This window comes from Marinilactibacillus kalidii (assembly GCF_017599325.1).
Classification (GTDB): Bacteria; Bacillota; Bacilli; order Lactobacillales; family Carnobacteriaceae_A; genus Marinilactibacillus; species Marinilactibacillus kalidii.
This window is the reverse complement of sequence record NZ_JAGFVM010000030.1, coordinates 42,537-66,790: the sequence shown is the minus strand read 5'-3', so window position 1 is coordinate 66,790 and position 24,254 is coordinate 42,537. Positions and strand designations below refer to the sequence as shown.

At 35.9% G+C, this 24,254-nt stretch carries 22 protein-coding genes; 21 read left to right on the top strand and 1 reads right to left on the bottom strand.

What is annotated here, in order from left to right:
- The first annotated feature begins 119 nt into the window (after positions 1-119).
- The 10 genes from J5J05_RS07170 (at position 120) to J5J05_RS07125 (ending at position 12,889) form a co-directional block, all read left to right on the top strand.
- Positions 120-1,208, top strand: coding sequence for a glycerol dehydrogenase (locus J5J05_RS07170; RefSeq protein ID WP_208560002.1), 1,089 nt, complete (start codon positions 120-122; stop codon positions 1,206-1,208).
- A 225-nt stretch (positions 1,209-1,433) separates the two neighbouring features.
- Positions 1,434-3,287: a beta-glucoside-specific PTS transporter subunit IIABC gene (locus J5J05_RS07165; RefSeq protein WP_208560001.1), complete on the top strand. Its 1,854-nt coding sequence runs from the start codon at positions 1,434-1,436 to the stop codon at positions 3,285-3,287.
- A gap of 3 nt (positions 3,288-3,290) precedes the next feature.
- Positions 3,291-4,748: a glycoside hydrolase family 1 protein gene (locus tag J5J05_RS07160; RefSeq protein ID WP_208560000.1), complete on the top strand. Its 1,458-nt coding sequence runs from the start codon at positions 3,291-3,293 to the stop codon at positions 4,746-4,748.
- Between the two features lie 38 nt (positions 4,749-4,786).
- Complete coding sequence (locus J5J05_RS07155) at positions 4,787-5,635, top strand: PRD domain-containing protein (RefSeq protein WP_208559999.1); 849 nt, start codon at positions 4,787-4,789, stop codon at positions 5,633-5,635.
- Between the two features lie 119 nt (positions 5,636-5,754).
- On the top strand, positions 5,755-6,492 hold the full coding sequence (locus J5J05_RS07150) for an SDR family NAD(P)-dependent oxidoreductase (RefSeq protein ID WP_208559998.1): 738 nt from the start codon (positions 5,755-5,757) through the stop codon (positions 6,490-6,492).
- Between the two features lie 162 nt (positions 6,493-6,654).
- Positions 6,655-7,128 (top strand): hypothetical protein, encoded by a 474-nt coding sequence (locus J5J05_RS07145; protein WP_208559997.1) that lies wholly within the window; start codon positions 6,655-6,657, stop codon positions 7,126-7,128.
- A gap of 139 nt (positions 7,129-7,267) precedes the next feature.
- A complete protein-coding gene (locus J5J05_RS07140) occupies positions 7,268-8,371 on the top strand; it encodes an NADH-dependent flavin oxidoreductase (protein WP_208559996.1) in 1,104 nt (367 codons plus the stop codon).
- Positions 8,372-8,589: 218 nt separating this feature from the next.
- Complete coding sequence (licT, locus tag J5J05_RS07135) at positions 8,590-9,447, top strand: BglG family transcription antiterminator LicT (RefSeq protein WP_208559995.1); 858 nt, start codon at positions 8,590-8,592, stop codon at positions 9,445-9,447.
- 111 nt (positions 9,448-9,558) lie between these two features.
- Positions 9,559-11,454: a beta-glucoside-specific PTS transporter subunit IIABC gene (locus tag J5J05_RS07130; protein ID WP_208559994.1), complete on the top strand. Its 1,896-nt coding sequence runs from the start codon at positions 9,559-9,561 to the stop codon at positions 11,452-11,454.
- Positions 11,455-11,467: 13 nt separating this feature from the next.
- Positions 11,468-12,889: a glycoside hydrolase family 1 protein gene (locus J5J05_RS07125; protein WP_208559993.1), complete on the top strand. Its 1,422-nt coding sequence runs from the start codon at positions 11,468-11,470 to the stop codon at positions 12,887-12,889.
- A gap of 46 nt (positions 12,890-12,935) precedes the next feature.
- Here J5J05_RS07125 and J5J05_RS07120 read toward each other — a convergent pair whose 3' ends face one another.
- On the bottom strand, positions 12,936-13,463 hold the full coding sequence (locus J5J05_RS07120; RefSeq protein WP_208559992.1) for a hypothetical protein: 528 nt from the start codon (positions 13,461-13,463) through the stop codon (positions 12,936-12,938).
- 246 nt (positions 13,464-13,709) lie between these two features.
- On the opposite strand from J5J05_RS07120, the gene J5J05_RS12950 reads away from it, so the two are divergent.
- The 11 genes from J5J05_RS12950 to J5J05_RS07065 all read left to right on the top strand — a co-directional run bounded on the left by J5J05_RS12950 (position 13,710) and on the right by J5J05_RS07065 (position 23,978).
- Entirely contained in the window at positions 13,710-14,825 is a 1,116-nt protein-coding gene (locus J5J05_RS12950; RefSeq protein ID WP_208559991.1) for a sensor histidine kinase, read from the top strand.
- The gene (locus J5J05_RS07110) at positions 14,818-15,465 is read left to right on the top strand and encodes a response regulator (protein WP_208559990.1); all 648 of its coding nucleotides are present in this window, start codon (positions 14,818-14,820) and stop codon (positions 15,463-15,465) included. The genes J5J05_RS12950 and J5J05_RS07110 overlap by 8 nt, the downstream gene beginning before the upstream one ends.
- An 89-nt stretch (positions 15,466-15,554) precedes the next feature.
- Positions 15,555-16,487 (top strand): ABC transporter ATP-binding protein, encoded by a 933-nt coding sequence (locus J5J05_RS07105; protein ID WP_208559989.1) that lies wholly within the window; start codon positions 15,555-15,557, stop codon positions 16,485-16,487.
- Positions 16,488-16,497: 10 nt separating this feature from the next.
- Positions 16,498-17,763 (top strand): ABC transporter permease, encoded by a 1,266-nt coding sequence (locus tag J5J05_RS07100; protein ID WP_208559988.1) that lies wholly within the window; start codon positions 16,498-16,500, stop codon positions 17,761-17,763.
- Positions 17,764-18,846 carry an ABC transporter permease gene (locus J5J05_RS07095; RefSeq protein ID WP_208559987.1) on the top strand — a complete coding sequence of 361 codons (1,083 nt, stop codon included), beginning with the start codon at positions 17,764-17,766 and terminating at the stop codon, positions 18,844-18,846.
- Between the two features lie 100 nt (positions 18,847-18,946).
- Positions 18,947-19,585, top strand: a complete 639-nt coding sequence (locus J5J05_RS07090) for a TetR/AcrR family transcriptional regulator (protein WP_208559986.1) — start codon at positions 18,947-18,949, stop codon at positions 19,583-19,585.
- A gap of 21 nt (positions 19,586-19,606) precedes the next feature.
- Positions 19,607-20,512, top strand: coding sequence for an ABC transporter ATP-binding protein (locus tag J5J05_RS07085; RefSeq protein WP_341868511.1), 906 nt, complete (start codon positions 19,607-19,609; stop codon positions 20,510-20,512).
- Positions 20,509-22,107 (top strand): ABC transporter permease, encoded by a 1,599-nt coding sequence (locus J5J05_RS07080; RefSeq protein ID WP_208559984.1) that lies wholly within the window; start codon positions 20,509-20,511, stop codon positions 22,105-22,107. The genes J5J05_RS07085 and J5J05_RS07080 overlap by 4 nt, the downstream gene beginning before the upstream one ends.
- Positions 22,108-22,189: 82 nt before the next feature.
- On the top strand, positions 22,190-22,453 hold the full coding sequence (locus tag J5J05_RS07075; RefSeq protein WP_208559983.1) for a hypothetical protein: 264 nt from the start codon (positions 22,190-22,192) through the stop codon (positions 22,451-22,453).
- Positions 22,454-22,674: 221 nt separating this feature from the next.
- On the top strand, positions 22,675-23,004 hold the full coding sequence (locus tag J5J05_RS07070; protein WP_208559982.1) for a PadR family transcriptional regulator: 330 nt from the start codon (positions 22,675-22,677) through the stop codon (positions 23,002-23,004).
- Entirely contained in the window at positions 23,004-23,978 is a 975-nt protein-coding gene (locus J5J05_RS07065) for a permease prefix domain 1-containing protein (RefSeq protein WP_208559981.1), read from the top strand. The genes J5J05_RS07070 and J5J05_RS07065 overlap by 1 nt, the downstream gene beginning before the upstream one ends.
- Positions 23,979-24,254 lie beyond the last annotated feature (276 nt).

Here is a 24,254-nt window from a genome sequence, read left to right as displayed (position 1 = left end):
AGAAAATTGATGATTATAACAGTTTAATTAAAAAAACATTTTTTCACAATAGAAACGCTTTTAATCTTTTTTTGGTTCTGGTAAAGTGAAACTAACATAAAATAGAAAGGGGTAATCATATGACAAAATATGTATTTAGATCACCAAGTAGATATATTCAAGGTGCTGGGGTTATGAAGGAACTGGCCAAAGAAATTGAATCGATTGGTCAATATCCTTTACTAATGGCAGATGAGGTCGTTTGGGACATAACAAAAGAAGTGATAGAAGACAGTTTTGATGCTACGAATACCAATTATCATTTTGAAAAATTTAATGGTGAATCTTCTACAAATGAAATTGAGCGCATTTCAGATAGCGGAAAGAAACAGTCAGTTGATCTAGTCATTGGTGTTGGCGGCGGAAAAACATTGGACACGGCTAAGGCAGTATCAGACAAATTAGCTGTACCAGTGGTCATTGTACCAACAACTGCTTCAACGGATGCACCAACAAGTGCACTTTCTGTTATTTATACTGATGAGGGTGTGTTTGAAGCGTACGAGTTTTATGATAAAAATCCTGAGCTCGTATTAGTGGATACGGCTACTATTGTCAACGCACCTATCCGTTTATTTGCGTCAGGCATTTGTGATGCAATGGCAACCCTGGTAGAAGTTAAAGCTACCATGAAACGCAATGGGAATACGATGGCAGGCGGAAAACCGACTTTAGCTGCTCAGGCAATAGCAGAAATGGCAGAAAAAACATTGTTTGAACAGGGTGTTGCTGCTTATAAAGCTGCAAAAGATGGTATTGTAACGCCAGCAGTTGAAGCAATCGTAGAGGCGAATACGCTTCTTTCTGGATTAGGATTTGAAAACGGCGGCTTAGCAGGTGCTCACGCTGTTCACAACGGATTTACAGCTCTAAATGGGGATATTCATCATCTGACACACGGTGAAAAAGTTGCGTATGGAACACTGGTACAGCTCGTATTGGAAGGGAAAACGGAAACGGAAATTAAAGAATATATTGAGTTTTATCAACAAATCGATATGCCCACGACACTAGAAGACATGCATTTAACAAGCGCTTCATTTGAAGATTTAGTTGAAGTCGGAAAATTAGCGACTGCTGAAGGGGAAACGATGGAAAATCTTGATCCTGAAATAACTGCCGAACAAGTTGCCTATGCGATACTCGCTGTGGATACTTTAAGTAAATAAGTAGATTGAAATATGGTTAATGGTTAAAAATGCGAAAATAATGTTGACGTTTCCAAAAGTGAATGATATAGTAGGTTTAAATAACAGGCATGTGACTGGTAATGCAGGCAGGACCTAATGATTTAGATACCCGAAGTTTATCTTGGGGATATTCTATCATTAAGTCCTGTCTTTTTGTTTGCCCAGGCCAGGTAAACAAAATTTAAAAAATAGGGAGATGTCACTATGGATTATAAAAAGACTGCTAGTGAAGTTGTCGAAAATATAGGTGGTAAAGAAAACATTAATCACCTAGAACATTGTTCAACGCGATTAAGATTCACGTTGAAAGATGATTCAAAAGCTAATATGGATAAATTAGAATTGATTGACGGCGTTATGGGTGTTCGAAAGAATGCACAAATGCAAATCATTATCGGTAATGAAGTTGTTGAGGTATATGATAAAGTTAAAGAAATCGTTGGAGACGTTGGTGGTTCTGGAGAAAAAGCAAATGGACCTAAACAAAAATGGACAGCCGTTCTATTAGACTTTATTGTAGGCGTATTTCAACCAACCGTTCCAGCAATAGCTGGTGGGGGAATTTTAAAGTCGATTCTTTTGCTTTTATCCTCTATAAATTGGATAGATTCAACTTCGCAAACTTATCAAATTTTAGATTTGATCGGAACTGCACCGCTCTACTTCTTGCCAGTGATTGTAGCTATTACAACGGCTAACAAATTAAAGGTAAACGCAGTCGTCGCAGCTTCAGCTGTAGGTGCACTATTATTACCGGGGATGTCGACACTTATTACAGAAGGTGTAAGTCTTTTCAGTATTCCAATACAAGACATCACTTATTCTTCTCAAGTTTTTCCAGCTATCTTATTAACACTATTATATGCATATCTAGAAAAACTTTTTACAAAAATATCACCAAAAGCGATTCGTATTTTCTTTGTACCACTTATGGCAGTAACAATCTCAGTAATCGTGACGCTATTGTTCCTCGGACCAATTGGTTACATTGTCGGAGAACAACTTTCTAAAGTGATTTTGTTTGCTTATGATAACTTTGGTTGGGTTGCAACAGGCGTTCTTGCAGGTATCCTACCATTCATGGTCGTAACAGGGATGCATAAAGCAATGTTACCTTATGCAATCAGTTCAATGGGAACACTTGGAAAAGAATTACTTTATTTACCAGCTTCATTAGCGCATAATATCTCTGAGTCTGGTGCTTGTTTTGCAGTAGCGATCAAGACTAAAGATGAGAAACTTAGAGCAACGGCCTTTTCTGCAGGGATTTCTGCATTCTTTGGTATTACAGAACCCGCTCTATATGGCGTAACGATTCTTCATAAACGTGTCTTATACAGCGTTGTATTGAGTAGTTTAATCAGTGGTTCATTTATCGGCATTATGACTGTAGAAGCTTTTGCTTTAGTAGGTCCAGGCCTAGCAAGTATTAGTATGTTTGCTAATGCTGATGATCCTATGAATTTAGTTTGGGCACTTGTAACAGCCGGTTTATCATTAGGTATTTCATTTGTAGCTGTTTTGATTCTTTGGAAAGATGAAGTTAAACATGTTGAAGAAGCAGTAGATACATTTAATAGTAAAGAACGCGTACCTGCTGATATGAAAAGTCCAGTAACAGGAACAATTATTCCATTATCAGATGTTAAAGATGAAGTATTCTCTAAAGGCATGGTAGGTGCTGGGTTTGGTGTTGAGCCAAGCGTTGGAGAATTAAGAGCGCCAGCTAACGGTGTTATTGGTATGGTATTTGAAACAAAACATGCAGTTGGTATGGAATTAGATAATGGTGCAGAAGTGTTATTCCATATTGGTATCGATACAGTTCAACTTGAAGGTAAACATTTTGAAGCGCATGTTAAAAAAGGTGATGCAGTGAAAGCTGGCGATTTATTGATTACTTTTGATATTCAAGCTATAGAAGAAGCTGGATTTGATACAACTGTTATCTCTGTGGTCACCAATCAAGATGCTTATGCAGTAGCACAAAACGTAACGAACGAAACCGTTTCAACAAATGAAATGGTTATGACAGTTTCACCAATAGGAGGAAAATAAAGGATGTTAAATAAAGGATTTCCAAAAGATTTTATGTGGGGTGGCGCAATTGCCGCCAATCAAGCTGAAGGTGCTTGGAATGTTGACGGTAAGGGTTTATCAGTAGCGGATATTGCTACTTATAAACCAAAAGTCGATGTTAAAGATTACGCGACACACATGCGTATTGATTTAGAAACGGTAAAAGCTGCAGCAGCGGATGAAAAAGATGATATCTATCCTAAGCGTAGAGGAATCGACTTTTATCATCGCTATAAAGAAGATTTGGCTTTGTTCGCTGAGATGGGTATGAAAACCTTACGTGTTTCTATAGCTTGGTCTAGAATTTTCCCAACTGGAGAAGAACTAGAGCCAAACGAAAAAGGTCTTCAATTTTATGAGGATTTGTTCACAGAAATGAATCGCTTGAATATTGAACCAATCGTAACACTATCTCATTATGAAATGCCATTATCGCTTAGTTTGAAGTATAATGGTTGGGTTGATAGACGTGTAGTTGATGATTTCGTTAGATTCTCAAAAGTCTGTTTCAAAAGATACAAAAATCTTGTTAAATACTGGTTAACATTCAATGAAATCGATAGTATTCATAGACATCCATTTACTACAGCGGGGATTCTAGTTGATCAATGTACACCAGGAAAATCAGAACAGGAAACTTATCAAGCACTACATCATCAATTCGTAGCTTCTGCTATGGTAACAAAAGATTGTCACGAGATTATCGAAGGTAGTCAAGTAGGCTGTATGATCACGAAATTAACCACTTATCCAAGAACTTGTCACCCAACAGATGTTGAGCTAACGCTTAAAAAGAATCTTGAGAATAATTTTTATGCAGACGTCCAAGTTTTCGGAAAATATCCTAAATTGATTTTGAGAGACTTGGAAATTAGAGGGATCGAACTTGACTTCGCTGAAGGTGATCTTGAAATCATGAAAGCTCATACTGTAGATTTTGTATCCTTTAGTTATTACATGTCTATGGCTGAGTCTGGTGATGAAAATGCTGAACGTACACCTGGAAATACGATACTTGGTGTTAAAAATCCTTACCTCGAATCTACTGACTGGGGATGGCAGATTGACCCTGAAGGGCTGAAAATCTCATTACTTGAATTATATGATCGTTACAATGTACCATTGATGATCGTTGAAAACGGAATGGGTGCAAAAGACGAATTAGTGAATGGTGAAATACACGACCCATACCGTATTTCATATTTCGAACGTCATTTCAAAGCAATGAAAGATGCAATCAATGAAGGCGTAGACCTTATTGCGTATACCAGTTGGGGTGCAATCGATATCGTCAGTGCGAGTACATCACAGATGTCTAAACGTTACGGATTTATTTACGTTGACTTGGATGATGAAGGAAATGGTAGTTACGATAGAATCAAAAAAGATTCATTCTATTGGTATAAAAATGTGATTGAAACGAATGGTAGCGAAATATAATTCATTTCAGTAAATCATTCTGAGGAGGGGGGATTAGATTGGCAATAATCAAAAAGGTACTGAATACAAGTGTTGTATTAATTGAAAAAGATGGAAAAGAAAACGTAGTCTTTGGCAAGGGGATTGGGTTTGGCGCAAAACCAGGAGATCAAGTCGATCAGTCAAAAGTAGATCAAGTATTTTTCTCTGCTGAAAATATAAGAATGCAACAAGTACTAGAATTGCTTAGCAATATTCCAGAAATTTACTTGACAATGGTTCAAGAAATTATTGAATATTCTAAGGATCATCTAGATGCAGCCTTACAGCAAAGTATCTACTTCACGTTAATGGATCATATGCACTTTGCGGTTGAGAGAGCCCAAAAAGGTTTAAATATTTCAAACCGAGTTTATTGGGAAGTGAAGAGCTATTATCCTAAAGAGTTTTTAGTTGGAGAGTATGCAAGAAATTTAATTAATGAAAAATTGAATGTAGAGTTACCAAAAGAAGAATCAGCAAATATTGCATTTCATTTGATCAATGCACAAAGCTTGGACAATGAGCATGCAGATAGCATGAAAACTGCGAAAATGTTAGGCAGTATTGTAAATTTGGTTCGATATAATCTAAGAACCACTCTTCAGACAGATTCCATTCATTATAATCGATTTATCACACATGTTAAGTTTTTTGTAGAACGTTATCTAGCGGATAAGCTTATGGAAGAAACAGATGAAGAATTATTCGAGCAGATTTCGACGTTATATCCTGAAGCAATGAATATTGCATTCAAGATCAAAGAATATATGCAAGAAGTTCATCAAAAACCAGTTCCAAAAGATGAGTTAACCTATTTAGCAGTGCATATCAATCGACTATTAAAATATTCTGAATTAAACGAATAATAAAATGCCTGTAGTCTCTCTGACTGCAGGCATTTTGTATAATAGTTTGTTTCTTTTGATTTTTTCTTTGTAGGGCGTTAAGCTGACTTCATAGATTAAACAAAGGAGCTCGATTTAAAATGAAACTTGAAAATAAAGTAGCATTCGTGATTGGTGGTACTTCAGGTATTGGTGAAGCTACAGCTAAGAAGTTTGCACAAGAAGGTGCGAAAGTTGTTATAGGTGGTAGAAGCGAAGACGATGGTAAACGTATCGTTGAAGAGATAAAAAAAGAGAATAACGAAGCAACTTACCTGCATACAGATACAACGGATGCAGAAGAAATCAAAAATGTCGTGAAGAAAATTATCGAATTATATGGAACAATCGATATTCTGTATAATGGTGCCGGCATACATGACAGCTATAAAACGGTACTGGATACAGATGAGTCAGAATACGATAAGATTATGGCAGTAAATGTCAAAGGTCCTTATTTAGCTGCAAAAGCTGTCCTCCCTCACTTTATTGAAAAAGGAAGAGGAACGATCATCAATGTAGGTTCTCAAGGCTCATTTGTAGCGGGACCCGGTGGTTCGACCTATGTAACCTCTAAACATGCACTTGAAGGCTTTACGAAACAATTGGCTAATGACTTTGGGTCTAAAGGTATCAAATCTAATCTATTAGCACCTGGATTCGTCGTTACACCAATGACAGAAGGTATTGATGATAAGAGACTTAATGATATTCCTGAACAAAGAGCAGGTGAGCCTGAAGAAATTGCTTCAGCAGCTACCTTCTTAGCTTCTGATGAATCTAATTATATGCAAGGAGCGTCACTAGTTATAGACGGTGGATGGAATATCGGTCGTTAATAAACTTAAAAGTCGAAAGACCTTACGAGGTCTTTCTTTTTTTAATTTAATTGTGAACAAAAATACATAAAAAATAAAAAAATTTATAAAATATTATATTATAGATGGTAATTGCTATATATATTTGTTAAACTATTCACAAATAGAGCAGGAGGAATGAAAATGAAAAAAGTAATGTCAGCACTTAAGTTTATGTTTAGAAATGGTGAAACTTGGACGATTGAAAGAGAACATATTGGAGATCTTTGGATTAAACAAGTGACAACCAGTTATGGTCGTATCGGTGAAAATGATTTCCAAGAGATCCATCCATGTGAATCGTTAAAAATTGAAATTGATATTGAAGCAGATTCAGTAAATTCTTCTGATATTAATCTCGGTGGACTAGAAACTGGTATGTTCGATCGTGTAAAACAATTCCAAGATATTGAAATGATGGATATTTTATACAGAGGAAAAAATAGTGGGGAAACATCAGCTCCTTCAGAGAAAGACCGTATTTATTTCCCTTATAAAGCATTAGATAGTGATGGTCATGACAATGAATACCAATCCAGTATGGTATCAGGGAATAAATTATATATTGTGATAGACCCTGCCAAAACTGTACAAGAAGTGTACCCTGACAAAAAATAGATATCTTCTAAATAAAGAGATCAGCATCTGATAAGGATGTTGATCTCTTTTTGTAAATGAAAGCAAGAGTCTCTAGGGTTGAAATTCTTCTCTTTAAAAGTTACAATTAGTAAGTGATTAAAACTGAGAGGAAGTTTAGATGACTAATTTAGAAGAATCAATTCAACTCAAACGTGGAGTTACGTTAAAAAATAGAGCAGTGATGGCTCCAATGACGAATATGATGAGCTTTTTTGATGGAACGATTACGGACAACGAAATTGCTTATTATGCATTACGTAGTGGAGAATTAGGAGCAGTGATCACTGCTGCTGCGAACGTTCAAGCTATCGGTAAAGGCTGGGAAGGCGAATTAGGTGTTCATGATGACAAGCATATACCTGGACTAGCGAAATTAGCTGCGGCTATTAAAAAATCTGGAACAAAAGCTATCTTGCAAATTTTCCATGGTGGTAGAATGTCTCCAAGTGCTGCATTAAGAGGAGCGCAACCTGTTTCTGCAAGTGCGGTAAAAGCGGAAAGACCCGAAGCAGTTGAACCTAGAGCATTATCCGATGAGGAAGTTGTGCAAGTAATCGAAGACTTCAAAGCTGCAGCAATCAGAGCGATTAGAGCTGGTTTTGACGGCATTGAGATTCATGGCGCAAACACTTACTTGATTCAACAATTCTTTTCTCCTCATTCGAATAGACGTGAGGATCAGTGGGGCGGAAGTTTAGAAAAAAGATATCATTTTGTCGATAGATTGGTAAATGAAGTGATCGAAACAGTTGATAATGAAACACAAGAACCATTTATCGTCGGCTATAGATTTTCTCCAGAAGAATATGAAAACCCTGGTATTCGCATTGAAGATACACTTTACTTGGTTGATCATTTAGCAGATAAAAAACTGGATTACTTGCATATCTCATTGGGAGACTTCAAACAGTTTTCTAAATTTGATGAAGTAAGAGAAGAAACAATTTTACAAAAGATACATGATAAAATTGCAGGTAGGGTCCCATTAATTAGTGTTGGAGATATTAGAAATAGTGCCGATGCGAAAGAAGCTTTAGAAAATAGCGAACTTGTAGCATTAGGAAGAGTAATATTATCAGATCCACATTGGGCAAGCAAAGCGCTGAGTGGTAGAGATGATCTTATTCGTTTGGATGTAACGGAAGAAGAACGTGAAGAACTAAAATTAAACAGTGGTGTATGGATGTTCATGCAAGCAATGATGGCCGACCGTATCAAATAAGGTATTGTAACTCCGAGTTTATGACTCGGAGTTTTTTTTGAAAAACTATTGACATTTATATTGATAGTGCTTACAATATAAATGTTGAGAAAATTAAATAACAAGAGGATTGTAACTGCGTAGGCAGGCAACACCTAGCTACTTTTGAGGGGACGAGTGTGTTCTTTTATGTCAAAAGTCGTTAAGGTGTATTTTTTTTGGTTGGGAGGAGGTTGTTTGTGTGGATTAAAAAGATATTTAATAATAATATCATTCTAGCTCATGACGAGAAATTAGCTGAACGCGTTTTACTTGGTAGAGGGATCGCGTTTGGAAAAAAGGAAAACGATGAAGTAGATGAGCTTAAAATCGACAAGATATTTATATTAGAGTCTCAAGATCTAGTCGATAAATTCGTACATCTGGTCGGTGAGATTCCAACAAATCATTTAGAACTCACAGATAAAATCGTTAAAGAAGCTGAAGAACGATTAGATGTGAAATTCAATGATAGTATCTATATTGGTCTAGCCGATCATATCAATTATGCTTTGTTTCGTTTTAAGAATGGTGAACAAATACAAAATGCATTTCTATGGGAAATCAAAAAGTTCTATCCTAGAGAATATGAAGTCGCATTAGATATTTTAGAAACAATTTTTTATTATGAAAAAGTCAAACTTTCCGAAACAGAAGCTAGTTTTATAGCGCTACATTTTGTGAATGGTCAAAATGTATCGGGTGATGTAAAGCTTAAGGGAATCAATGAAGCCAATATTATTCAAGATATATTTAATGTCATTAAATTTCATTATTCAATTGAAATAGAAGAAAATTCAATTAATTATAATCGCTTTGTAACCCACCTAAGATATTTTTTACAAAGAATCACAAAAAAAGAACGGTACGATTCTGGTGAAACCCAGCTTTTTGATCAAGTAAGAACAAAGTATGAGGTAGCTTATGCTTGTGTACTGAAGATTAATGCTTACCTAATCAAAAAATTGGACACCGAAATGACAAGCGAAGAGCAATTATATTTCATTTTGCATATTAATCGTTTAACAGATAGAGAAAATCAAATTCGATCAAACTAAAGGATTGTAACTGTATTGGCAGGCAACACCTGAATTGATCTACACTAAAATTTTGTATTTTTGTGTAGTCTTTTAGGTGTTTTTTTGTACTTAAAATTTGGAGGAATGAAAATGGATAACAAACAACTAGCTAAACAAATTATTACGAAGGTGGGAGGACCTGATAATGTCACCAACCTAACGCACTGCATAACACGGTTGAGGTTTAACCTGAGAAATGTAGCGTTAGCAGATACGGAATCAATCAAAGAAATGGATGGCGTTGTGGGGGCTGTATATAAAGGTGGGCAATATCAGGTCATTATTGGACCGCATGTTCAAAAAGTTTATGAAGAAGCCATTGTGTTAGTCGGTGGAGAAAAAGAGTCTGATCAGCCTGACTCGGAAGAGAAAACCAAAGGTATTGCATTATTTTTTGATACCATAGCCGGCATCTTCACGCCTATTGTAGGGGCACTAGCAGGTTCAGGTATGGTTAAAGCGATCTTGGCCTTAACGACTGCATTGGGATGGTTATCAACTGAATCTCAAACATATAATATATTAAATATTATGGGAGATTCCGTATTTTACTTTTTACCATTTTTGATTGCTACTACCGCTGCTAAGAAATTCAAAACAAGCCAATTTTTAGCATTAGTTTTTGCAGGGATTCTCTTGCATCCCGAATTGACTGCAATGAGAACTGAAGGAGTAGAAGCAGCTTTCTTAGGAATTCCAATCAGGTTAGCGACTTATTCTTCTTCTGTTATTCCAATCATCTTGATTGTTTTGCTACAGTCTTATATCGAGAAGTTTGCTAAAAAATATACACCAGATGTTGTAAAAGTTTTTGTAGTACCGATGGTTACAATATTAATTGTAGCGCCAATTGGATTGATCGTCTTAGGACCTTTGGGTTCTATTGTTGGCGAATATCTAGCAGTCTTCTTCACATTTTTAGAAAATGAAGCGAGTTTTGTGGTTCCATTACTAGTAGGTGGGTTAGCGCCTTTCTTAGTTATGACAGGTATGCATTACAGTATCGGGGCTGCTCAAGCTGTTCAAAGATCTATAACAGGTTATGGTAGTATCTTGACTCCTGGACTATTATCTGCGAATATGGCTCAAGGTGGTGCTGTAATGGCAGTTGCATTTAGAACGAAGAATAAAAAATTGAAATCTTTAGCAACATCTACTGGTATTTCATGTTTTATGGGTGTAACCGAGCCGGCCCTTTATGGTGTAACGTTACAGAATAAACGCATTCTGATTTCCACTATTATTGGAGGAGCTAGTGCTGGTTTATACGCAGGAATCGTCGGACTAAAAGCTTGGTCTTCTGGAACTTCAAATATTTTCTCTACACCAATCTACATGGGTGGCGATTCAATGTGGAATTTCTATCATGCGATTATAACAGTTGTGATTGGTTCTGTTGTAGGGTTTTTGGCTTGCCTCATTTTATATAAAGAAAACACAAAACAAGATACAGTTAACTTAGATAAAAAAAAACAAGAAAGACCAATCAATTCGAACAGTGATTCAGTATCATTGGGATCTAGCTTGAATGAAAAAAATGAAATCTATAGTCCTATTGAAGGTCAATTACTTCCTTTAAACAAAGTAGAAGATGATGCTTTCGCAACTGAGGCGATGGGTAAAGGAATCGCGATCATTCCGGAAAATGGGAAAGTGTATGCACCATTTGATGGTGAGGTTGCAATGATATTCAAGACAAAACATGCACTTGGGTTGAGAAGTCATTCTGGTTTAGAATTACTAATTCATATCGGTATAGATACAGTAAAACTTGAAGGTAAGTATTTTGTTGCTAAAGTGAAAGATGGAGATTCATTTGTTAGAGGTGATTTGTTAATGGTATTTGATAAAGAAGCGATAGCGAATGCTGGATTTGATTTAACGACACCCGTCATCGTAACCAATACCACTGATTATCTAGATGTCATTGATTCAGATGAAAGTGACGTAACAAATAATAATACAATTTTGACTGTAGTTAAATAAGGAGGAATACTTCATGAGTAAATTTCCAGAGAACTTTTTATGGGGTGGCGCGACGGCTGCTAATCAATTAGAAGGTGCTTATAATGAGGATGGTAAGGGGCTTTCTGTTCAAGATGTTTTACCTAAAGGGCTATTAGGTCCGATTACAGATGAACCTACGCCAGAAAATTTGAAATTAAATGGTATCGATCACTATCATAGATATGAAGAGGATATAAAGTTATTTGCTGAGATGGGATTCAAGGTATATAGAATGTCGATTGCTTGGACGAGAATTTTTCCAACAGGTGAAGAAAAAGAACCAAATGAACTGGGACTTGCTTTTTATGATAAAGTCTTCGATACGTGTAAAAAGTATGGGATCGAACCACTTGTAACATTGTCTCATTACGAACCGCCACTAAATTTATCGAAAAAATACGGCTCATGGTTAGACAGAAAAATGATTGGTTTTTTTGCAAAGTATGCAGAAGTAGTGATGAATCGCTTTAAAAATAAAGTAACTTATTGGATTACTTTTAATGAAATCAATGTCACAGTATTTTCACCATTATTAGGAGCGGGCATTCTAGAGCCAAAAGAATCTCTAACAATGAGTCAACGCTATCAGGCTGCGCATCATCAACTTGTTGCCAGTGGTTTAGTGACTAAGATGGCTAAAGAAATTAATCCTGATTTCAAAGTAGGCTGCATGGTAGCTTCACAACCTAGATATGCAATGACTTGTCACCCTGATGATATTCTTTATGCAATGGAACAACAACAAGAAACGACTTTCTTTGTACATGTTCATGCTACTGGTGAATATCCGTATTATACTAAACGTTTATTCAAGGAAGAAAATGTGGAAATTGATATTACAGATGAAGATAGAGACTATTTAAGTCATACAGTAGACTATATTAGTTTTAGTTATTACAATAGTCGCACGATGGCGAAAGATCCTTCGCCTTATGAAACAGCTGCTGGAAATGTCTATCGAGGATTGAAAAATCCATATTTGAGTTATAGTGACTGGAACTATCCAATAGATCCACAAGGGTTACGCTATATGCTGAATTTCTATTATGAACGTTATCAATTACCACTCTTTGTTGCAGAAAACGGCATGGGTTGTTACGATGAGCCTATAAAGAATACAGATGGAACACTTACGATTGAGGATGACTACAGAATCAAGTTCTATAATGATCATATCTTAGAGATCGAAAAAGCGATTGAAGATGGTGTTGATGTATTTGGATATACCGCTTGGGGTTGTATTGATTTAATCAGTGCAGCTTCAGCACAAGTAGAAAAAAGATATGGCATGATTTATGTCGATTTAAATCCGGATGGAAGTGGTAGTTTGGAAAGAACGCCAAAAAAATCTTTCTACTGGTATAAAAAGTTAATTGAAACGAATGGAGATTCTTTACAAAGTAATGAAACATAAAAACACAGAAAAAGCCGACAATACTGTCGGCTTTTTCTGTATCTAATTAACTGAATTGGATATAAAGACTAATATCGTAAGTTTCTGTTTTCTCAATTAAAGACTGTGTCTTTGAGTCGAACACTTTGTAAGGTCCACCAGTAATATAAGCAAAATTAGCTACGATAGTAGATTGCAGATAATTCAAAGTGTTCTTTGTATATTGATCTGGTAGTTTTCCTAAAAAGATATCCGTTACATATATATCTAAACGATCAGCTTTTCCAGGTACAAGTTTGACGTTTTGAGTGCAGTAACTTTCGTATTTATATACCCGTTTTTTATAAATCTCAAGTTGCTGATTACTTTTACCCGCATAATTCCGTTTTGTAGAATCATTTTCAATGATTTTAGAGACAATCGTGTCGATGATCTTTTGACTTGAAGTAATTTCCTTAGCAGTCAAATGAACTTTATATTCGATTGACAGAGGATTACTGTTTTTGTCTTTTAAAAGTGGAAAATCTTTTATTAGTTGCTGAGATTGGTTGGATTGGTTTTTCCAGAATTTTTTTATATTATTCACGAATCTCAAGTTTTATCCTCCTCTCAATCTAAATAAATGAAATTCATGACATTTAAGGAAATTTCCCCTTTAAATAACGTTCCATATTTAAATAATACCGAAAATGAGTGGTATCTTCAAGATTTAACCCTTGTGAGTAGTCGATTTATCGCATATTAAACATTGTCAAATGATTTTACAAAAAATCATACTTGCTGAATTTACTGATCATCATCTATACTAAAATAAACTGAAACCAAAAAAGGAGGCAAGAACGTGCTACGTTACTGGACTTACTTTGTGTTGCTTTTAACTTCTTGGGTGAGTGCTTCCACTTACGTCACAGATAATAAAATCGCGCTCTTCTACACGATATTATTCTTCACAGGCTACCATATCATTGCTATAGTCCCTATGAAAATAAAACAATTTTTATTCGTAGTGATGCTAAGTTTAGTTACCCTTATGTTTCACAGTTCGACGATCAACCCTTTTGTATGGCTCATCTACTTATTGCTAACAGTACAATTTCGAGAAATCTTCAAGCAACCAATAATCCTTTATGCATTAATACTGATTCACTATAGCCTGTATTTAAATCTGAACCATTCGGAAGTCTCACTAACATCTTGGGTCTATCAATGTCTATTAGTGGGCGTATCGTTGATTCTCATAGAACAATTCAGAAAAGACAGAGAACGGTTAAATCAAACAGAGACAACCTTATCAGCGATGAAACAAGACTACAACTTATTAAAACGAACTGTCCAGCAACAAGAAAGTACAATTCGACAAGAAGAACGAAACCAAATCGCAAGAGAACTACACGATGCTGTAGGCCATCGCTTAACAGCCTTACTAATGCAGCTAGAAGTGGCTAGAATACAGTCACAAGATGACGAAAATAAAGAAAGATTAGAAGGGTTTAAAAAACTTGCTCAATTAAGTCTGCAAGATACTAGAAAAGCAGTAAGTACGCTTCAATCGGATGAACAATCTGGCCTCCAAGCGGTCATTTACTTAATCAGAAAACTAGAATCCGAAAGTCATTTAAGATTATCGATTACCTTGAATGCAGGAGTACTAAATCAGCACTTAACGAATACACAATCGGTGGTCCTTTATAGAGCCCTACAAGAAGCATTGACTAATATGATGAAACATAGTCATACAAGACAAGCTAAGATCATCTTTGAAATAGTCGCTCAAAGGGAATTGAGATTTAAAATTTGTCATAAAATCAATAATGCCATTACGATAAAAGAAGGCTTTGGATTAAAGAACATGAGGGAAAGAATAGAAACAATCAATGGAAAGCTAGAATACGAAGTAAACAATGATTTATTTGAATTAACAGGTCAGTTCCCAGTGGAGGTCATTCATTATGATTGATATTTTGATAGCAGAAGACCAGACATTAGTCAGGCAAGGATTGAAATTCATGTTAGAAACAGCACCAGATTTTCGCGTTACTGGAGAGGCAGAGAACGGAAAGCAAGCCGTTGAACTTTGCGAGCGTAATCGATATGATTTAATTCTTTTAGATATTCGTATGCCGATAATGAACGGATTAGAAGCTGGAAAAATCATTAGAGAAAATAATCCAACTGTTGTAATTCTTATGTTGACGACATTCAACGATACGGAATACGCATTAGAAGCACTAAAAAATAAAGCCAATGGCTATCTCCTTAAAGATGGAGATGCAACGGAGTTGATCAAGTCAGTGAAAAGTGCGCTAAAAGGTGGACTGGCGCTTGAAGATCAAGTTGCGGCTAAAGTAGTCCCTTCCTTACTAGAACGTCAAGTCGCTGTCAAAGAAATAGATAGCCAGCTTACACCTCGAGAGATCGAAATTATGACCTTTATCGGAAAAGGGATGAACAATCATGAAATAGCGGAGAACTTGTTTTTGTCAGTGGGGACGATCAAAAATCATATTTCAACGATTTTGATGAAACTATCCTTGAGAGATCGAACGCAGATTGCTATCTATGCAATCAAACATCATTTAGTAGATGAATCAATGTGACTTAAGTCATGATGATTTGTGACTAGAGACAGTTATCCTACTGTCTCTTTTTTAATATACTATTGTCAAAGATAAAGGAGCGGATAAAAATGCTGGAAATGAGCCAATTGTCAAAAACGTTTAAAAAGCACAAAGCAGTAGATGAATTAAGTATGTATATTGAAAAAGGAGAGGCGGTCGGTTTACTCGGACCTAATGGTGCAGGAAAGTCGACGACGATTTCTATGATTTCGACTTTATTAAAGCCAAATAACGGTACGATCAGTTATAACGGAAAGGATATCTTAAAGGACGCTAGTGTTATTCGACCATTTCTAGGTATCGTACCCCAAGAAATTGCCTTATACTCAGAACTCTCTGCGTTCGATAATCTTCGCTTTTTTGGAAAAATTTATGGTCTTCACGGAAAAGAATTGGATCAAAAAATTGATAAAGTTCTTAAGCTAGTAGGATTGACCGAACGAAAAAACGATCCAATCAAAGATTATTCTGGTGGGATGAAAAGACGAATCAATATTGCAGTTGCACTTTTACACGATCCAGAGGTTTTGATAATGGATGAACCAACTGTTGGTATCGATCCTCAGTCTAGAAATTATATTTTAGATATGATCAATCAATTGAATGTTGAACATCAGATGACACTACTTTACACGAGCCACTATATGGATGAAGTTGAAAAATTGTGTGACCGCATCTATATCATGGATATGGGCAAAATCGTTGCTTCTGGTACAAATGAAGAACTGAAGAGTTTGTTGTCAAACGAAGAAACGATTGAAATAACTGTGAAGTCTATGGATCCATTATTTGAGAACAAACTGATCAAGCACCCGTCCATAAAACAATTGACGAAGGTAGAAAATGGATACAAACTGATTGCCTCTAAAAGTGATGCTTTATTGGTTGATATTTTTCATTTAGCCAGTGAGTTGGGTGTTGCTGTAACGGGCATGCAAATAAAAAAACCAACACTCGAAGATGTTTTCCTTCATCTAACAGGTAAAAGTTTAAGAGATTAGGAGGTATACAATGTTCAACTTGATTGGAAAAGATTTTTTGACTTTGAGCAAGAACAGAAGTGAATTGATCGAATTATTATTGACACCTTTTTTGTTGATCGCCATACTCGGCTTCGCTTTAGGGAATGTCACTGGACAAACAGCAACTACTCCAGAACAAACAACGGTCGGGTTAGTTGATCAATCTACTATTGCTAAAGATGAAGCAACAGTCATAAAAGAATTGATGGATGCTGGTCATACTCAAGTAGATGCCGAAAAAATCGTGGCTGAATTTGAGCAGATGGATCCTGTAAGACAAATGAAAGGTCTGTTCCAAGAAGCAGACATTGAACAACATTTCGCACTCCAAACTTTTGAATCAAAAGAAGACGCCGAACAGGCTCTGGAGGCAAATGATATTAGTGGCGTGATCGTCGTTTCGGAAATATTTAAATCAGATATCATAAGAGCGAATGTTTTACAAAACGCTACTAATGCAGAGATTGAAGTGATTACTCAAGATCCTAATCAAATAAAAGCGATAATCTTGACCAATATAATGGAAGGGTTTATTCAAGAGTACAATTTTCAAGCAACGATTGCGCCTATCGTTGGAGAAACGGTGATAGAGGATCAACGTCACTATGGAGAAGTCGTTCCACTGACGACTCAAGATCCAATCAATTCTTTTGAATATTATACATTAAGTATGGCTGTCTTTTTTGCATTAGGAATTAGCACGATTATTGCAAGTCGCAGTTTTAAAGAAAAAGAAAGCCATGTATTGGCTCGAATCATGTTATCGAAACGATCACCGATGCAATATCTTTTCAGCAAGCTAGTCTCAGGCATATTGATTACCATGATACAGCTAGGAATTTTATTTACGCTTTCTACTCTGATTTTTGGGACTTTTTCTGAGCGACCACTATCGTTTTGGGTCGGAATCGTTCTTGTTAGTTGTCTCTTTTCCATTTTGATTGGAAGTATGGGTAGCCTATTAACAGCTATTTCATTGAACACAAATGATGTAATGGTCGTTAGTTCATTTGGTTCTTCAACTGTCGTGCTCGCATTTTTAGGAGGAAGCTTTGTACCGTTGGAGCAGTATGCTAATTTCTTAAAAACACTAGGGGACTGGACACCAAACGGTGCGGCTTTGACTTCGTACCTACAATTTTTAATGGGCTTTGATATCGTGGATGTATTGCCTTTACTATTGAGAATGCTTGGATTGAGCGTGATTTTTATGATCATTGCCGTAATCGTATTTCCAAAATGGAGGTTAGATTAAATGTGGACCGTATTTTTAATGCAATGGAAAAGAGTAATAAACAAGCCAACATTAATTCTTTTATTATTAGGTATGACGATTTTGATGGTGAATGTAGTAGCTGGAACACAAGGAAATAGTGGCGTAACCGTTAATGTATACAGCGACGTATTAAATCAAGAAGACTTAGCGGAAAAAGTAACACAGCTGAACCAAAATGATACTATTCATTTTGTCGCAAAAGACGCTGAAAAAATCAGTGACGATATAAGATTAGATAAATATAGTTACGCGCTTTCCTTTGAAGAAGACAACTACCAATTGCTTGTTGGAAGAGAAACTGCAAATTTATCCCTGATCACTCAATATGTAAGCCGATTTTATAGTGAGAACAATCGCCTAAATGCTATTGGAGAAACAGGTCAGGCCATACCTTCGCAAATAAATGAACCAATTAAATTAACGACAAAGTCATTGGAAAACATAGGATCTGAGATTGTTGATCTATCTGTTGTTTTAGGACTAACCTTTTACTTTACGATATTCAGTATTCTATATCTTATGACAAATTTAGTTGAAGAAAAGAAAAACGGAATCTGGAATCGATTGATATTCTCACCGGTTTCTAAAACGAAAATTTATGTAGGACATTTACTTTTTTACTTCTCTATAGGTGTATTGCAAGTTTTGATCTCAATGGTCATTTTAATGAACATGTTGTCTCTAAACCTTGATATCAACTATGCGGTAGTCATAATGATTATTTTAGCCTTCCTTTTATCGATAGTGTCACTGGGCATCTTGTTGACAGCTCTGGTAAAAACGATTTCTAGTTTACAGGTTATCATTCCTATCGTCACAACTTCAATGGCAATGCTAGGAGGTGCCTTTTGGCCGCTTCAAGTTGTCGATAATCAGTTCTTAAGAAGTGTAGCGGAGTTCATGCCCATCAAACAAGCAATTTACGGAATCGTTGAATCATTTATCCAAAACAAATCATTCTTAGATTCCATGCAACCAGTTGGTATTCTTTTAATAATGAGTTTACTTTTCATGGGAATAGGCATCAATTTGATGGAAAGAGTAACAGAATCACCGATATAAAATAAAAAAACAAACGTTGACCACCCTGGTCATAAGTGCTATGATTCACTTATGACCAGGGTGGTCAATTTTTTCTATCGTTAATATGGGGTGTGCTTAATTGAAAGAAGTATTTGAGAAATTACCTGAAAAAAAGAAACTTAAAATTACCAATGCAGCTTTTAAAGAGTTTGATGAACAAGGTTATGAAAAAGCCTCGACCAATAAAATCGCTTCTGAGGCTGGCATTGGAAAAGGAACTTTATTTTATTACTTTGGCAACAAAAAGAGACTTTATGAATATCTATTGGATACGGCTTTTGATATTGCGGAAGAGCATTATCTTTCAAAGATAGATTACAATATCAGAGACTTTTTCGACCGGCTCGACTATGTGGGCAAATTGAAACAGAAAAGCCAATTAGAATTTCCCTATGCGTTGAACTTCTTAGCTAAAGTGATGCTGTTGACGGATACTGGTGAGTGGCAGGAAAATATTTTAGAAAAGCGCAATCGCGTAGAAGAAGCTTGGTCTCAAGTCTTGACGAAAAATATTGATTTGTCTAAATTTCGAGAAGATCTACCGCCTGACAAAGTACTCAATTTAATTCGGTGGGGACTTGAAGGCTATCGCTCAGAATTAGAAGCAACCTTTAAAAAGAATCCAGAATTATACCAATTAAGTGAAGAAGAGCTAAAACCTTATTACGAAGACTATGAAACTTATATTTCCTTATTAAAGAAGACTTATTATAAATAAAAATATGGAATGGAGCAGATCATCATGACTATTGTTAAGATTGAAGGTGTATCTAAATCATTTGGCAAAGCAGAAGCATTAAAAGCGGTTACCTTTAAAATGGAAAAAGGGGAGGTTTTAGGATTTATCGGCCCTAACGGAGCTGGTAAATCTACAACGATTCGTATATTGCTTGGGATGATCAAAGCGGATAGCGGTAGTGTAAGCATTTTTGGTAAAGACGTCTGGAGCGATGCTGTTGAAATTCATAAACAAGTGGCCTACGTACCAGGGGATGTTTCTCTCTGGCCGAATTTAACAGGTGGTGAAGTGATCGATTTATTTCTCAGTTTACGCGATCAAGCCGTTGACCATGAGAAAAAAGCAACCTTGATCGAAGCATTTGATTTTGATCCGACGAAGAAATGTAGAAGTTATTCAAAGGGGAATCGACAAAAGGTTGCATTGATCGCGGCATTCGCTGCAGAAGCGGATCTTTATATTTTTGATGAACCAACTTCTGGCTTAGATCCTTTGCAGGAAAAAGTATTTCAAAAACAAGTTGAACGCGTAAAAAAAGAAGGGGCTAGTGTCTTGCTTTCTAGTCATATACTGTCTGAAGTTGAGAAACTTTGTGATACGATTGCCATCATTCGAAATGGAGAGATTGTAGAAGCAGGACAACTACATCAGCTTAGATATTTAAAAAGATCTGAGATAAGTATCGAATCAACTGATCATTTAGCTTTCCTTGAAAAAAACGACTGGATTCATGGGTTCATTCATATGTCTGGCTCCAATCAATATAAATTTCAAATAAGTTCAAATAAGATGACGACTTTGATCGCTACTTTACAAGGGTTGAATATTCAGTCATTAGACAGCCAACCACAAAAACTAGAGGATTTATTCATGCGTCACTACGAGAAAGGGGTAGGTGAATCTTGAATGCCTTCAAACAAGTAGGTTTACTCTATCGATTTGGATTTAAAAAAGAATGGTTAAAGTTGAGTTTTTGGTTATTGGGTTGCTTAGGATTTGTATTTGTCGGTGTTTTTGCTTACACCACGATTTATGCTGCACCATCTGATCGTGAGGCGATGGCTGTTGCAATGTCCAATCCAGCAATGGAAGCCTTGTTCGGTAATATGATTGGTGCCAATGATTATACAGTGGGGGCAATGTATTCTCATACAATGACGATCATGACTTTATCCTTGGTTGCCATTAGTTCAATACTATTGATTATTAGAAACACGAGAGTAGAAGAAGAAAATGGTAGGATAGAACTGCTGCAAGCACTACCGGTTGGACGTTTAGCACACACAGCTTCTGCGGTAAGTCACTTACTCTCCTATACACTAGTCTTAGGCTGCTTATCTACTTTATTATTGATCGTATTTGGAGATGCCAGCATGAGCCTAGAGGGTGCCGTACTTTCGGGTTCACTTTATAGCATGAGTAGTTTGTTTTTTGGAAGTCTAGCTTTGTTGCTTGCTCAATTAACGAGCAGTAGTAGAAGCGCCACTGCAACAAGTTTTTCATTATTAGGTGTTTTCTATGTTTTGAGAATAATTGGTGACGCCAGTGCATCCTTTCTCACTTTTCTATCACCACTTGGTTTGTTGTATCATGCAGAAGCCTTTGTTACAAATCGCTGGTGGCCGGTAGTGATACTGCTGTTGATCTCGCTAGTATTGCTATATATCGCTTTTTATTTACAAACAAAGAGAGATCTCGGGTCGGGTCTATTACCAGCAAGAAGTGGAAACAATCATGCATCGTCGATTTTGCTTAACCCTTACGGTTTTGTCTTACGCTTGATGAAAACCCCTTTAATCATTTGGACTGTCAGCATGATGATCTTAGCTTTAACATATGGTTCGGTAATGGGAGATGTTGAATCGTTAATTGCAGGAAATGAAGTGATTGAACAAATCATCGTTGGAGAATCTACCAATAAAATTATTGCGGAATTCTTAACGATCATTATCGCTGTTCTTTCCATTGCAACAGTCATTCCAGCGGTTCAAGTTATGATTAAATTAGTTAGTGAAGAAAAGCAAGATAGGCTTCAGTATCAAATATCAGGAACTAGAAGTCGCGCGCATATATTAACTGTTTTTATGGCAGTTAGCATAGGCAGTCTGCTTGTGATACAAGTTGTTCAACTGGCAACATTCGCAATTGTAGCGGGTTCTGTTCAGGACTTTATTACGATCAAAGAGATTTTCTTGAGTGGAATCGTTTATTTACCTGCCATGAGTATATTTGTTGGTATAGCTGCTCTACTTTATGGGTGGAAACCAAAACTCATCTCAGTCATTTGGATGATATTATCTTATAACTTCTTCATACTTTATTTTGGTAATTTATTTGATATGCCTGAGTGGCTAAAATTTCTCTCGCCTTTTTATCTTACACCAGATTATTTAGGAGGAGAATCAGTTTTTCTGCCACTCATAATCATGGCCATTAGTGCTATCAGCTTTATAGTTATTGGTATAATCGGTTTCAAAAAAAGAGATCTCATGCAAGGATAAGTTAGTTTTATAATATTTTGAAGTGTCTTTCTTAAAGAAAAATACTACTTTTAAGTTGCATTCTTTTTTTAAGAGGGTCTAAATGGATGAGCTTCATGATTATGTAACTAAGCTGTTTAGTCAGATTCCTGAAACAATTGAATCTGAAAAGTATAAACAAAAAATTACTAAAGACATGGAAGAAAGATATGTTTCATTGATAGACATTGGTATACCAGAAAAAGAGACGATCAAGATCGTTAAGGGAGATTTTGGAAACTTCAAAAAGGATTTAAAAAAAGGAATCAGTGATTTTACTATGAAAGATGAGAAATATATGGAAAGGTTACCAAAGATTGTAGTATAAGCCACAAAATGTTTATCGTAATAAATAAACGTAAAGGGATCTAGGGGACACAACTTATAACATTTAAATCAAAAATCAGACAAGTAGTTCTAGGACTATAGTCTGATTTTTTTGTTTTTACTACATCTGATGTAGTAATTCAATTTAAACTTTGCTATACTAATTACAACGTCAGATGTAGTAATCGTTTGATTGAAGCGATACATAAAGGAGTTGGGTAAATGATCAGTAGTGATGTTAGTAGAGGATACAATGATTCATTTATCTTATCTATTTTAAGTGAAGGAGATTCTTATGGTTATGAAATCTCTAAACAAATAAGAGAACGAACAAATGGCGAGTATATAATGAAAGAAACGACCCTTTACTCAGCTTTTACTCGGCTAAAAACGAAAGGCTATATCACTTCTTATCCTGGTAGCGAAACGCAAGGAAGGAAGCGTACCTATTATAAAATAACGGCAGAAGGCAAAGGGTTGCTATTAGAAAAAGATCGTGAATGGCAATTGACGAAATCTGTGGTAGATAAATTTTTCGGAGGTGGGAAATAATGAATACAATTGAAGAGTACGTGAATAAGATGTTTAAAAATGTAGTAAAAACAGAAGAAACAGAGCAACTCAAAGTAGATATACTGGCCAATATGGAAGATCGATATACAGCCCTCATAGAAGAAGGTGCCTCAGATAATGAAGCCATTGGTACGGTAATCGTCGAGTTTGGAAATATTGATGAAGTACTAAACGAAATGGGATTAAATCATGAAGGGGCTCCTGAAGAAGAATTGGGAGATGTAATGGTCGTTGAAGTAGATGATGCGCACGAATATATTGAAGCAAGACGAAGAGCAGGTTTAGGCATTGGAATGGGTGTTCTATCTTGTTGTTTTGCATTATGTGGATTATTAGTAATGATGGCTATATTCTCTTTTGAAACTGCTGGTATATTTATGGGATTGATATGGATGTTTTCATTTGCTGTGATCGGTGTAGCATTCTTTGTTATTCAAGGGTATAAACTGGATCGTTATAAAAAGTATAATGAGCCTTTCGTATTGGTTCCAGAAGCGCGAAGATCCATTGAAGAACAAATGGAAAATTACAAAAAATCATTTATAATAAGTATTGTATTAGGAATTGCTTTCTGTGTATTTGCATTAATGCCTGTTTTATATGGTGCATTTCTCTACGACGATAAGTTAACTGTCTTTGGCAGCGGACTAATGTTTCTTATTGCAGGCATTGGCGTATTGCTTTTTATCTATTCTGGTATGATCTGGACTGGTTATCAAAACCTTTGTGATCACGGTAAAACGGTCGAACAAGTTCGTGTTGCTCAAGAAAAAAATCGCAAGAAGACAAAGATAAACCATATTATCGATAATATTTATTGGCCAATCATTCTAGTCATTTATTTCTTGTGGAGCTTCAACTACGGAACATGGGCTTATTCATGGATTATCTTTATTATCGGCTCAGTATTTGAAAGCATGATTAAATCCATTTTTGGAATTGAAGAAGATTAACTAATCAAATGAAAAAGTCTCCTGTCCATAGGAGACTTTTTTTATTTTTGTATGATGTGTCATTTACCGCTTTCAATTTTAAGTTGATTTAGAAACTAAAAAATGAAGAAAGGTATTTAAAAAATCGAAACGTATGTTAATAAAGTTATAGATTTGTTTCTTTAAAAATTGAAAATATTATCAATTCAATAACGATAGTTATATTACTTTTAATATATTAGCATAAGAAAGGCATTATAGTTGCTTCTTCTAAACGCTTCATTTATTGTTTAAGGT